At 31.6% G+C, this 12,486-nt stretch carries 12 protein-coding genes; 7 read left to right on the forward strand and 5 right to left on the reverse strand.

What is annotated here, in order from left to right; translation table 11 throughout:
• Position 1: 1 nt before the first annotated feature.
• Entirely contained in the window at positions 2-1,345 is a 1,344-nt protein-coding gene (locus C7448_RS02650) for an NAD(P)/FAD-dependent oxidoreductase (protein WP_115899799.1), read from the reverse strand.
• A 137-nt stretch (positions 1,346-1,482) separates the two neighbouring features.
• On the opposite strand from C7448_RS02650, the gene C7448_RS02655 reads away from it, so the two are divergent.
• The 3 genes from C7448_RS02655 to C7448_RS02665 are packed head-to-tail and all read left to right on the forward strand — an operon-like array spanning position 1,483 to position 4,663.
• On the forward strand, positions 1,483-2,352 hold the full coding sequence (locus C7448_RS02655; RefSeq protein WP_115899800.1) for a transporter: 870 nt from the start codon (positions 1,483-1,485) through the stop codon (positions 2,350-2,352).
• Positions 2,353-2,373: 21 nt separating this feature from the next.
• Positions 2,374-3,381, forward strand: coding sequence for a glycoside hydrolase family 113 (locus tag C7448_RS02660; protein WP_115899801.1), 1,008 nt, complete (start codon positions 2,374-2,376; stop codon positions 3,379-3,381).
• A 49-nt stretch (positions 3,382-3,430) separates the two neighbouring features.
• Positions 3,431-4,663, forward strand: coding sequence for a POTRA domain-containing protein (locus C7448_RS02665; protein ID WP_115899802.1), 1,233 nt, complete (start codon positions 3,431-3,433; stop codon positions 4,661-4,663).
• A gap of 109 nt (positions 4,664-4,772) precedes the next feature.
• On the opposite strand, the gene C7448_RS02670 is transcribed toward C7448_RS02665, so the two are convergent.
• From C7448_RS02670 to C7448_RS02685, 4 genes are all read right to left on the reverse strand, one after another.
• Positions 4,773-6,866: a S46 family peptidase gene (locus C7448_RS02670; protein ID WP_115899803.1), complete on the reverse strand. Its 2,094-nt coding sequence runs from the start codon at positions 6,864-6,866 to the stop codon at positions 4,773-4,775.
• Positions 6,867-6,956: 90 nt separating this feature from the next.
• Positions 6,957-7,841 carry a sterol desaturase family protein gene (locus C7448_RS02675; protein WP_115899804.1) on the reverse strand — a complete coding sequence of 295 codons (885 nt, stop codon included), beginning with the start codon at positions 7,839-7,841 and terminating at the stop codon, positions 6,957-6,959.
• Between the two features lie 140 nt (positions 7,842-7,981).
• Positions 7,982-8,728 carry a uroporphyrinogen-III synthase gene (locus C7448_RS02680; protein ID WP_115899805.1) on the reverse strand — a complete coding sequence of 249 codons (747 nt, stop codon included), beginning with the start codon at positions 8,726-8,728 and terminating at the stop codon, positions 7,982-7,984.
• A gap of 14 nt (positions 8,729-8,742) precedes the next feature.
• Positions 8,743-9,381 carry a DUF4271 domain-containing protein gene (locus tag C7448_RS02685; RefSeq protein WP_115899806.1) on the reverse strand — a complete coding sequence of 213 codons (639 nt, stop codon included), beginning with the start codon at positions 9,379-9,381 and terminating at the stop codon, positions 8,743-8,745.
• A 77-nt stretch (positions 9,382-9,458) separates the two neighbouring features.
• On the opposite strand from C7448_RS02685, the gene C7448_RS02690 reads away from it, so the two are divergent.
• From C7448_RS02690 to C7448_RS02705, 4 genes are read left to right on the forward strand one after another with little or no spacing between them, the layout of a single operon-like run.
• The gene (locus C7448_RS02690; RefSeq protein ID WP_115899807.1) at positions 9,459-10,181 is read left to right on the forward strand and encodes a polyprenol monophosphomannose synthase; all 723 of its coding nucleotides are present in this window, start codon (positions 9,459-9,461) and stop codon (positions 10,179-10,181) included.
• A complete protein-coding gene (locus C7448_RS02695; RefSeq protein ID WP_245939416.1) occupies positions 10,182-10,646 on the forward strand; it encodes a GNAT family N-acetyltransferase in 465 nt (154 codons plus the stop codon). It begins immediately after the preceding gene.
• 6 nt (positions 10,647-10,652) lie between these two features.
• Positions 10,653-11,993, forward strand: coding sequence for a dihydroorotase (locus C7448_RS02700; RefSeq protein WP_115899808.1), 1,341 nt, complete (start codon positions 10,653-10,655; stop codon positions 11,991-11,993).
• Complete coding sequence (locus tag C7448_RS02705; protein ID WP_115899809.1) at positions 11,994-12,485, forward strand: DUF4296 domain-containing protein; 492 nt, start codon at positions 11,994-11,996, stop codon at positions 12,483-12,485.
• The last annotated feature ends 1 nt before the right edge of the window (position 12,486 follow it).

Here is a 12,486-nt window from a genome sequence, read left to right on the forward strand (position 1 = left end):
CTTAAACTCTACTGAAAATTCGTTTCCAGCTTCTCTTTTTTAATTGAACATTGGTGTTGTTTTCTTTGTTGAATTTTGCCACAATTTCTGGCTCATGAAGTTTGTAAAATTCAGGGTCGAAGTTCGCATCTGCTAAATGTTCTAAAACATAAGTTATAGATTGATTTTCATTCAAAACTTTGTCAAAAAATTCATGACGCATCCGTATACCTAATGTATTTAGACCTATAAATTCTTGCGTGTTTTTATCATAGTTAATTCGAATACATTTTTTACCACTTTCATGCTCCCAGTAAAAATGGGTTTCATTTTCTTTAGGCTGCGTCCACACCCAGCCATAAGTTTGATATTCAATATCAATAAATTTTGCTGAATTAAACCAGTGTCCTGGTTTGTACTCAATGCGGTTATCGCAAATAGTTTGTGCAACAGTTTCACCCATCATTCTACCAGTGTACCAAACAGCTTCAATAGGTCGGCGTAGACCAATTACTTCGTGTTGTTCTGCGCAATCACCAATCGCATAGATGTCCTTGATATTGGTTTCTAAAAAACGATTTACTTTTACACCTCTACAAAGCTCAATCCCTGAACTCTTTAAGAAGTCAACGTTGGGAGAAACACCAGCAGTTAACCCAACAACATTACAAGGTATTTCTTCTCCAGTTTCTTCAATTATTACAGACTTTACCTGTCCGTTTTCATCCGGTTTGATTTCTTTTAAGTTTGCACCTAAACGTAAATCGATATGATTTTCTAAAATTTCACGGTTTATCATAGCAGACTCTTCTGAAGGTAATACTTTATTCCAAAAACTATCTTCACGAACTAGAAAGGTAACGGGGATATTTCTGCTATGAAGCATTTCAGCAAGTTCAATACCAATTAAACCACCACCAACAATTACGGCTCTTTTACACACATCATTATTTGGGGCGTATTTTTCAAGAGCCTCTAAATCTTGTTTATGATACATTCCCATAACACCTTTTAAATCTTGACCTGGCCAACCAAATTTGTTGGGTTTTGAACCGGTGGCAATAATTAATTTATCGTAAGACAATTTCTCCCCAGTACTAAACTCTACTTCTTTTTTTGATGAATGTATTTTTGAAATAAAACCTTTTTTGAGATCAATATTGTTTTTTTTCCAAAACCAAGATTCATAAGGTTGTGTATGTTCAAATTTCATGTGTCCCATGTACACATACATTAAAGCGGTTCTTGAAAAGAACTCATCAGCTTCAGAAGAAATAATGGTGATTTTTTTATCTGATAATTTTCTGATGTGTCTTGCAGCCGTAACCCCAGAAATTCCATTACCAATAATAACAACGTGCTCCATAAATGTTGATTTGCAGTTTAGGTCGTTGCTAAAGTTAAGAACTTAATGAAGGAATTAAATTTAGAATGGTTTTAAATAAAGAGCTTTTGTAAGTGAAGTTTTTTTATGGCGACTCATGATTTATAAAAATTAACCATATGAAACGACAATTAGTAAGTTTTTCAATTTTATTGTTTTTTGTAGCGCAAATTTCAAATGCTCAAGATGATAAAGTAGAAAAAGCAAACATTCAAACGTATACACCATCTAAACTTTTAAACAATGGGCAATGGGATGTTAAATGGTTTAATAACTTGTATACAGAGACTAAATTTGCAGATGCAGATGGTAATACTAGGTCAAAACTAAGAGAAAACTATTTTACTTCAACTTTGGAAGCTTTCACAGGGATTTCGAAAAACAACCGTATAAATGTTGGGGCAATTGTAGAGTTTCGTTCTAACACTATTGGTGGTCGCCAAGCGTTATCAGTTTTTAGTTTAAAAGATAACAGAAATACTGAAAGAAAAGGAATTACATCAATTGCACCAGCAATTAAGTTTCAACCATTAAAAAATGTTGGAAACTTTTCTGTTCAATCAGCAGTACACATCCCTTTAGTAAGCAATGAAACAGAAAATGGTGTGTTTTTAGATCAAACTGCTTGGGCTTTCCAAAACCGATTTTTTTATGATTATACTTTTTCTAGTGGAAAATGGCAGTTATTTACAGAATTAAATACTGAGTATAATTTTGGTAATGATGATAGTTTTGCTAATAATACTTTTGTGTTAGCTCCTGGAATTTTCTTTAGTTATTTTCCAAATGATAAATCTACAGTATTAGCTTTTACACAACACTCACAGAGGTTTGGAGATTTCACACAAGACTATACCGCTTTAGGTTTGGGAGGGAAATATCAAATTAGCAAGACTTTAAACTTAGAAGTATTGTATAGTAATTTTGTAAGAGGAACAAACAACGGACTAGGGCAAAGTTTTAATCTAGGTTTACGAGCATTATTTTAAAAATAGTAAATTAGAGGAGTAATGAAAACTCTAAAACTCCTTTTTTTAAGTTTTATCCTTTTTTGTAGCTCTTGTACAAGTCAGTCAAAAAAGATAAACGGAATTAGCTTTGTTGCTTCCTCAAAAGAAGTAACGAATAAACATATTTATGACATAAAAAAGGTGTCAGCAAATTATGTGACGCTAATGCCTTTTGCTTTTGTTAAAGATTTGTCATCACCAAAAGTGATATATAATTCCAAAAATCAATGGTTTGGAGAAACAGAAGAAGGTGTAAAACAATACGCTAAAGAATTTCAACAAAGTGACATAAAGATTATGTTGAAACCTCAAATTTGGGTTTGGAACGGGGCATATACAGGAACCATAAAAATGGATTCTGAAAAAGAATGGAGAGAATTAGAACAATCTTATGAAGACTTTATCCTTGTTTTTGCAGCAATAGCAGAAGACATTAATGCTGAAATTTTCTGTATCGGTACAGAACTAGAACAGTTTGTAAAAAACAGACCAGAGTATTGGCGAAAACTTATAGGAAAAATTAGAAAAGTATATTCAGGAAAATTAACCTACGCAGCAAATTGGGATGAATTTAAACGAATAGATTTATGGAGTGATTTAGACTTTATAGGAATTGATGCTTATTTTCCGTTAAGTGATCAAAAATCTCCCAGTATTGAAGACTTTGAAAAAGGTTGGCAACCTCACAAGAATGAAGTTATTGAAGTTCAAAATAAGTTTTATAAACCAGTTTTATTTACAGAGTATGGATATAGGAGTGTTGATTTTGCGGGAAAAGAACCCTGGAATTCAGATAAAATTGAAGGAAGTGTGAACTTAGCGAATCAAGAAAAAGCATTACAAGCCTTATATAATCAATTTTGGAAAGAAGATTGGTTTGCTGGTGGTTTTGTTTGGAAATGGTTTCATAATCATAAGAATGTTGGAGGACAAGAAAACAATCGGTTTACACCTCAAAATAAACCAGCAGAATCGACTATAAAAAAGATGTATGAAAGCAGTAAATGAGAAATATAAAAATGAGTGTCTATGTTTCTTGAGGATAATAATTCTTATAATGTTTTGGTTGTCTGTAAACTGTTATTCACAAGAGAAGAGTATAGAGAAAATTACTTTTTCAGGAGCTAAAAAAACGAAAATACATGTTTTACAAAAAATACTGAGTTCAAAAGAAGGTCAAATTTTTGACTCAATTGTGTTAAGTGAAGATATGATTCGCTTAAAACGCTTACCAGCAATTTCTAATGCAAACTTTCAAACATCTTGTGCTGATAACAAATGTGATGTTGTTGTAACTGTAGAAGAGAATTTTACCATAATTCCAGAAGTCAATTTTCATAAAACTATTAATCAGAAGCTAGCTTACAGAATAGGAGTAGGTGAGTATAATTTTTTGGGAAGGAATATGATTTTAGGAGGGTTTTATCAATATAATGGATTTGATTCGTATGGTGTTAACTTTAGAGCTCCTACCTTGTTTTCAGCAAAATGGGGGTTGTCATTGAATCATCAAAACTGGACAAGTGAAGAACCGCTGTATTTTGATGGTGAGTCGGCTAATTATAAGTATCAGAATATTTCTTATGAAGTTTTAGCGTTATATCAACACGATTTTAAAAATCAGCTACAGCTTGGAATTAACTTTTTTAAGGAAAAGTATCATTACTTAAATGGAAGTACTTCTTCTGAAGTTCCTACTGTACTAAATGTTGATAAAAAGCTGTTGAAACTCATTTACACTTTTGATAATTTAGATTATCATTATCAATACATCAATGGGTTTAAAAATGAGTTTCACGGACAATACGTGACTTCAGAAAATAAATACCAAGACGATTTTTTAATTTTTTGGAATGACTTTTTTTACTTCAAAAGGCTAGGTGAAAAAGGTAATTGGGCAAATAGGTTACGTGTTGGTTTGTCATCTAATGATGATACCCCATTCGCTCCGTTTGCGTTAGATAATAATTTGAATTTAAGAGGTGTTGGTATTTTAGTTGATAGAGGTACAGGAAGCATTGTTTTAAATACAGAGTACCGTTATACTTTGTATGAAAAAAAATGGTTTGTTATTCAAAGTAATGTGTTTGTAGACACTGGAACATGGCGTAATCCAGGAGGAACATTAAGTGATTTTATAGATAGTGATAATGTTAGAATGTATTCTGGTGTTGGTTTACGCTTTATTAATAAAAAAATATTTAATGCAATTTTTAGAATTGATTATGGGTATGGATTGACAAAGAATGCATCAAAAGGATTTGTGTTTGGAATAGGTCAATATTTTTAATCACAGGGTGATAACCAAGAGTCCAATCTCCAAGGTTTATTTGTATAAAAAAACGAGGTTGTAAAATACAAACCTCGCTTTTTGAGTTATTTCTATGTAGAAAAATAGTTTATTTTTTCTTTGGGTGTACTAATTTCATTTCATCAATTAAGTGTTTTGCTCCTGCATATTTATCAACAATAAATAATACATAACGAACATCTACCATAATATTTCTACAAATTTCTGGATCGTAATTCATGTCACTCATCGTTCCTTCCCAAACACGGTCAAAGTTTAACCCAATAAGATTTCCTTGAGCGTCAATAGCTGGACTACCAGAGTTACCACCGGTGGTATGATTAGTTCCTAAGAAACAAACAGGTACTTTTCCATTTTTATCAGTGTATTGTCCAAAATCTTTAGCGTCGTATAAGTCACGCAATTTTTGAGGAACGTCAAACTCATAATCTCCAGGAACATATTTTTCAATAACTCCATCTAAATAACTAACAGGGTTATAATACACAGCGTCTCTAGGAGAGTATCCACGAACCTGACCGTAAGTAACTCGTAATGTACTGTTAGCATCTGGAAAATAGCGAGCATTTGGCAATGCTTCCATTAATGCTTTCATATATGTTTTTTGTAAAGCAGTAATTGGCTGATTTTTTTGTTGAAATTCAGGATTTATTTTTGTGTAAAACTCCTCAATCATTGGCTTTGCATATTGGTAAGCAGCATCCTTGTTTAAGTTTTTAACCACTTTTTTAGCATCACCTTCTAATAATTGTAAGGCTTTGTCTAAATTAGTAAAACTAGTTTTATCGTAAATAGAAGCATCTACATTAGTAGGATTGTATAAAGGCATCACATTTTTAAATACACCTTTATCTACATTTACATCAAAGTTTTTGTGAACTCCTTTAATTCTATTGATTAATGAAGTTTTGGCTTCTTCAAATTTTTCAGGTCTGTTTAAGGCTACTTGTTCTAATTGATACGCTCTAAAAGTCATTTGCATCAACTCGTTGGTAACTAAGAAAACTTCAATAAAGTTTCTTCTTTTTATGTTGATATCAGCAAAATTGGCATATAACTTTTCAAACTCAGGAAGAATATTTCCGTAAGTTTTTTCTAACTCTTTTTCTTTTAAGGACTTTTTAAAAGTAGCTTCAAAAGCTTTGCGTTGGGCAATGGCATTACTCTTTTTAATTCCTAAGTTTTCACCAATCCATTTTTTCCATGCATTTGCAATACGTGCTTGTTTTGAAGCATATTTAATACGAACAGCATCGCTTGCTTTCATTTGTGCATCAATTTCTTTTAATGCAGCTTCTCTAATAGCAATGTTACTCGGATTAAACTCTTGTGTAATGTGTTTTATGGCAACTGCAGGCAGGTATTCGTTTGTGCGACCTGGAAAACCAAAAACCATAGTAAAATCACCTTCTTCAATTCCGTCTAAAGAAACAGGTAAAAAGTGTTTTGGTTTGTAAGGAATATTGTCTTTGCTGTATTTTGCAGGGCGGTTGTTTTTATCAGCATAAATTCTGAATAATGAAAAATCTCCAGTATGGCGTGGAAAAACCCAGTTATCTGTGTCGCTACCAAACTTTCCAATGCTACTTGGTGGCGCTCCTACCAAACGAATATCTTCAAACTTTTCAGTAACAAATAAGAAATATTGGTTCCCTTTGTAAAAAGGTTTTACCTTAATGTTTTGCCAAGTTTCTTTTTGTGCGTTTTTTGTAATCTCATTGATGTTTTTATCAATCGTAGATTGTTTTTCACGCTCTGTCATTGCATTGTTAACGCCATTTAATGCTTTGGTACTAACATCATCGATACGAACAATAAACTCAACATATAAACCTTCGTTAGGTAGTTCTTCTTTTTTACTCATTGCCCAAAAACCATCTTTTAAATAGTCATTTTCTAAAGATGAGTGCGATTGAATTTGTCCGAAACCACAGTGGTGATTGGTTAATATCAATCCCTCAGGAGAAATAACTTCACTGGTACAACCACCATTAAAATGCCCAATAGCATCTTTTAAACTAGAATTGTTTACATCGTAAATGTCTTTGGCAGTTAACTTACTTCCTAAAGAAGTCATTTCTTGCTCGTTCATTCCCTCTAAAAGAGAAGGAATCCACATGCCACCTTGTTGTGCAGTAACTTGAACGACAATAAATAAGAATAGAGTTTTTATATACTTCATCTGTTTATTTTTAAAAAGCTAAAGATACAAATTGGCAGCAAAACAGCTAATTGAAAGTATGAAGTAATAGGTTAAAAAAGACTTAAAATGTTATTCTTTTCCTATTGGATAGAGTTCTTGATGAATGAAACCTTTTGGAAATTTTTCATCGCCGTCAAACCCTAACTCAATATCACGACCGTCATACGGTATGTAGTTCGTTTTAAAAATATAATCCCAAATACTTAGTGTGATACCAAAGTTTACGCCCATTCTTCTTTCGGTAGGGAGTTCTTTTGCGTGGTGCCAAATGTGCATTCTTGGGTTGTTTAAAAGATACTTTAACCAACCATAATCCCAATTAATATTGGCGTGATTTAAATGCCCAATGGTAATGTTAAAAAAATGAACAATTGCTACATCTTGTGCTGTGAATCCGCCCATAATAGCAAGTGGAATATATTTCATCGAATTGTATACTATAGGTTCCATCCAATGATAACGAAGATGTGCTGCAAATCCCATTTGTTTAACAGAATGATGTACTTTGTGGAAGTTCCATAAAAATTCATACCTGTGCAATAGGGTGTGTGTAAACCACTGTACAAAATCAATACTAATAAAAAATACTGCAATTCTTGCCCAATAAGGAAAGGAGTTAATATCGAATAGTTGAAAGCTAGCAACCGATAATCCAACAAGACCAAGAATATCATTAAATAATTGTTCTGCCGTGTTTGATAGAGCTATAAGTACAATAAGGTTTAATAGAAAGAAATTAAAAAACATATAAAAAGTATCCAACCAAAAATCTTTACGGAATAAAGGTTGATTTTTACGCCAAGGAAAGATAATTTCTAATACCCAAACAACAAGAGAAATAATGATTAAACCATAAAAGTAATTCTCCCAGCTTAACTCCATAAATACTGACTGTTTAATGTAGTTCCAGTAACTAGCATACGAGTTTTTTATAATATCTAAATACTTTTCCATTGTTAAGGATAAAAATTATCTCGTAAAATTAATGAAATAAATAAGCTTAAAATGTTACTTGAGTTACAATGCTTTGTTAAAAGCAAAAGAGACTGTCTTTTTCTAGACAGTCTCTTTACTTTATGTAAAAGGTAATTTACTTACTTTTTATTAGTTTCTTTTATGTATTTTTCTAAAGCCATTGTCATTGAAGGTGTTTCTGGTGTTGGTGCAGCGATATCTACACGTAAACCTCTATCTTCAACTGCTTTAATGGTAGTGTTACCAAATACAGCTATTCGAGTATTATTTTGTTTAAAATCAGGAAAATTTTCAAATAAACTGTCAATTCCTGATGGACTGAAAAAGACTAAGATATCATAGAATACATCTTCTAAATCAGATAAATCACTGACTACGGTTCTGTATAGGTCAGCACGTTTCCAATCAACTCCCAGTTTATTTAACTCTTCAGGAATTAAAGGCTTTAATTTATCAGAAGAAGGAAGTAAAAACTTTTCATCTTTATGCTTCTTAATTAATTTAGTTAATTCAGGAAACGTTCTGTTTCCAACATAAATTTTACGTTTACGGTACACAACGTATTTTTGTAAGTAGTAAGCTACAGCTTCAGACTGACAGAAGTATTTCATATCATCAGGAACTGTAAAGCGCATTTCTTCAGCTATTCTAAAAAAATGATCAACAGCATTTCTACTGGTAAGTATAATTGCTGTATAATTGTTTAAATCAACTTTTTGAGCTCTTACTTCTTTAACAGGAATTCCCTCGACATGAATAAACGAGCGAAAGTCAACCTTTACCTTTTGCTTTTCTGCCAAATCAAAATATGGCGATGTTTCTGTTTTCGGTTTAGGCTGAGAGACTAAAATAGTTTTCACTTTCATAAACTTTCTCTTTATTACGTAGTTGTTGTTTTATAAAGAATTAATAGCGGTGCTATTTCAAGGGTGCAAAAGTACAAAATAAAATAAAACAACTTACTAATAACAAGCTTTTTATTATTTGTTAAAATTAAAAAAGCCCTAAAAATAAGCAGGATAATGAAAGAATAAATTAAAAAAAGTTTATTAGTAAAAGTGTATTGGTACAGTATAATAATAGGAAGTAACCATATACAAAGAACATATAAATACCCTGATTTTGTATGTAAAAAATAATTTACAATTGATGATAAGCCTAAAATGTTTGCGAGTGCATAATCTATTAAAAAACGCACTAAAAAGTATAAGATAACAAAAAGAAATAACCCTAAAAAAGCTAAAAAACTGTGAGAGTATATTTCTGATACTAATGTTAAGAATAAAAACAAAGAAATAACAATTGTAGAAAAAGAGAATAAAAATAATTTAAAAGGAGAAAAAAAAGAAGCACCTTCTTCCATTCTCTTATGAAAAAAACCTGGAGTTATAAAAGCAACAGAATACCCATATAGTTTAGTTGGTTTTAACGATTTCATCATAGCTAACAACACTATAGCTAATACAATAACTAAGGTAATCCAACTATCATGGTTTGTAATTCGTTCTATTGCTTGCAATTGCTTTTATACTTTTTAATTAACACAAAATTAGTAATAAATAAGTGTATCTTTGCCCAGAATTATATGAAAATTACATGAAGTCAGACGCTTTAGTCATAATTCCTACGTATAACGAGAAAGAAAATATCGAAGCTATAATTCGAGCAGCTTTTAGTCAAGAAAAGGTATTTCATGTATTGGTTGTTGATGATAATTCTCCTGATGGAACAGCAACAATTGTAGAAAACTTACAAAAAGAATTTCCAAGCAAGCTTTTTATTGAAAAAAGAAAAGGAAAAAGTGGCTTAGGCACAGCGTACATTCACGGATTTAAATGGGCAATTTCAAATAAGTATGATTATATCATAGAAATGGATGCCGATTTTTCACACAACCCTAACGATTTAATTCGACTGTATAACGAATGTGCTAATAAAGGGGCAGATGTTGCTGTAGGGTCAAGATATTCGGTAGGAGTAAATGTAGTTAACTGGCCAATGAGTAGGGTGTTGTTATCATACTTTGCTTCAAAGTATGTGCGTTTAATCACGAGAATGCCTATTCATGATACTACCGCGGGTTTTGTGTGTTATAAAAGAAAAGTGTTAGAAACAATCAAACTAGATAAAGTTAAGTTTGTAGGCTACGCATTTCAAATAGAAATGAAATATAAGGCATGGAAACACAAGTTTAATATCAAAGAAGTTTCAGTTATTTTTACTGATAGAGTTTTGGGAAAATCAAAGCTCAGTAAAGGAATTATTAAAGAAGCTGTTTTTGGCGTGATAAAAATGAGAATTAACGGATTACCAAAATAAATGATGGATAAGGTAACGGTGAGACAAGCAAGTCTAGAAGATTTAGATATATTACTTAATTTTGAGCAAGGAGTAATAGAAGCTGAAAGACCTTTTGATTCATTATTAAAAGAAGGAAAAATTAGCTACTACAATTTGGAAGAAATGATTTTATCTAAAAATGTACATTTAATTGTAGCTGCTGCTAAAGGAGAAATAGTTGGCTCAGGGTATGTTAAAATAGAGAAATCTAAAAGTTATCATATACATGAGTTGAATGGTTATATTGGTTTCATATATGTGAAACCTAATTTTAGAGGCAAAAAAATAAGTGCTTTAATCTTAGAATCGTTAAAAAACTGGGCAAAAAGCAAAGAAATACAAGAGTTAAGACTAGATGTTTACAGTGATAATTTAGCAGCAATAAAGACGTACGAACGCTTTGGTTTTAACAAAAGTTTGATTAACATGAAAATGGAAATTTAGTAGAAAATGAAACAATCATATTTAATTAAAAACGCACAAATCGTTAACGAAAACAAGGTTTTTAAAGGCGATGTTTTAATAGAAGGAGAATTTATTAAGGAAATAGGAGAAAACATAATTCCTACGGATGATGTATTAATGGTTGATGCAGAAGGAAAGTTTTTAATTCCTGGGATGATTGATGACCAAGTACATTTTCGTGAGCCAGGTTTAACACATAAAGCTAACATAGCTACTGAAAGTAAGGCAGCAATTGCAGGTGGAATTACATCGTTTATTGAAATGCCAAATACTGTACCTCAAGCAACAACTCAAGAATTGTTAGCCGATAAGTTTGATATTGCAAGTAAAACATCATACGCTAACTATTCGTTTATGTTTGGAGGAACTAATGACAATTTAGAAGAATTGTTAAAAACGAACCCTAAAGATGTTGCGGGTATCAAGTTGTTTTTAGGGTCTTCAACAGGAAATATGTTGGTAGACAATGAAGAAGTACTCGAGAAAATATTTTCATCAACTAAGATGTTAATCTCTGTACATTGTGAAGACGAAGCAACCATTAGAAAAAATACAGAGGAATACAAAGAAAAATACGGTGATGATATTCCTGTAAAATACCATCCGCTAATTCGTAGTGAAGAAGCATGTTATTTATCATCTTCAAAAGCGATTGAATTGGCAAAGAAAACAGGAGCCCGTTTACATATTTTCCATTTATCTACAGAAAAAGAAACGCATTTATTTAGAAATGATATTCCGTTAGAAGAAAAGCAAATTACTGCTGAGGTTTGTGTACATCACTTATGGTTTACTGATGCTGATTACGATAAAAAAGGAACATACATTAAGTGGAATCCAGCAGTGAAAACACAAAAAGACAAAGACGGTTTATGGAAAGCATTACTAGATGATAGAATTGATATCATTGCTACTGACCATGCTCCGCATACTTTAGAAGAAAAAGACAATGTATATACAAAAGCACCTAGTGGAGGACCACTAGTACAACATGCAGTTACAGCTGTCTTAGAAAAGGTGAAAGAAGGAGTGCTACCAATTGAAAAGGCGGTAGAAAAGATGAGTCATAACCCAGCAAAAATTTTTAAAGTCGAAAAAAGAGGATTTATAAAAGAAGGTTTTTATGCCGATTTAGTTTTAGTTGACGCTGATAAGAAATGGACGGTAGATAAAGAAAACGTATTGTATAAATGTGGGTGGTCTCCATTTGAAGGAGTTGAGTTTTCAAGTCAGATAACACAGACATTTGTAAACGGAAACTTAATGTATAACGAAGGTGTGTTTAACGAAGAAATTAAAGGAAAACGATTGTTATTCAATAGATAAATGAAGTCTTTTTTTTACATATGTATTGGTTTGTTTATAGTGTCGTGTACAAGTAATACGATATACGAAAAACCTGAGGATTTAATTCCTAAAGATTCAATGGTTTCATTATTAACTGATATGTATGTTGCCTCATCAGCAAAAAACCAAAAAAACAAGTTTCTAAAGCGAGAGAAAAACTATATGATTTTGGTATATGAAAAGTATAAAATTGATAGTACTCGGTTTGATGCTAGTAATACATATTATACCTCTAAGGTTGATGAGTATGCAGAAATCTTAAAAAAAGTAAAAGGTAATATTGATTCATTAGACGTTTTATATAGAAAAAAACAGGAAGTTCAAGACTCGATAAAAGGGATTAAAAAGGAAGGAAAACTAAAAAGAGATACTATTTTAGATAAAAAACTATTATTGGATGATGCTCCTAAAGAGTTAATAAAAAGAGAAGATAGAGGCTTTGAAAAAAAAGACTTAAAAAAGATTAAGTAAC

The sequence above is a fragment of the Tenacibaculum gallaicum genome (assembly GCF_003387615.1).
In the GTDB taxonomy this organism is placed as follows: domain Bacteria; phylum Bacteroidota; class Bacteroidia; order Flavobacteriales; family Flavobacteriaceae; genus Polaribacter; species Polaribacter gallaicus.

Excerpts from the sequence above, each read along its gene's own strand:
- C7448_RS02650 (WP_115899799.1), bottom strand. The coding sequence starts at position 1,345 with ATGGAGCACGTTGTTATTATTGGTAATGGAATTTCTGGGGTTACGGCT.
- C7448_RS02655 (WP_115899800.1), top strand. The coding sequence starts at position 1,483 with ATGAAACGACAATTAGTAAGTTTTTCAATTTTATTGTTTTTTGTAGCG.
- C7448_RS02660 (WP_115899801.1), top strand. The coding sequence starts at position 2,374 with ATGAAAACTCTAAAACTCCTTTTTTTAAGTTTTATCCTTTTTTGTAGC.
- C7448_RS02665 (WP_115899802.1), top strand. The coding sequence starts at position 3,431 with ATGTTTTGGTTGTCTGTAAACTGTTATTCACAAGAGAAGAGTATAGAG.
- C7448_RS02670 (WP_115899803.1), bottom strand. The coding sequence starts at position 6,866 with ATGAAGTATATAAAAACTCTATTCTTATTTATTGTCGTTCAAGTTACT.
- C7448_RS02675 (WP_115899804.1), bottom strand. The coding sequence starts at position 7,841 with ATGGAAAAGTATTTAGATATTATAAAAAACTCGTATGCTAGTTACTGG.
- C7448_RS02680 (WP_115899805.1), bottom strand. The coding sequence starts at position 8,728 with ATGAAAGTGAAAACTATTTTAGTCTCTCAGCCTAAACCGAAAACAGAA.
- C7448_RS02690 (WP_115899807.1), top strand. The coding sequence starts at position 9,459 with ATGAAGTCAGACGCTTTAGTCATAATTCCTACGTATAACGAGAAAGAA.
- C7448_RS02695 (WP_245939416.1), top strand. The coding sequence starts at position 10,182 with ATGATGGATAAGGTAACGGTGAGACAAGCAAGTCTAGAAGATTTAGAT.
- C7448_RS02700 (WP_115899808.1), top strand. The coding sequence starts at position 10,653 with ATGAAACAATCATATTTAATTAAAAACGCACAAATCGTTAACGAAAAC.
- C7448_RS02705 (WP_115899809.1), top strand. The coding sequence starts at position 11,994 with ATGAAGTCTTTTTTTTACATATGTATTGGTTTGTTTATAGTGTCGTGT.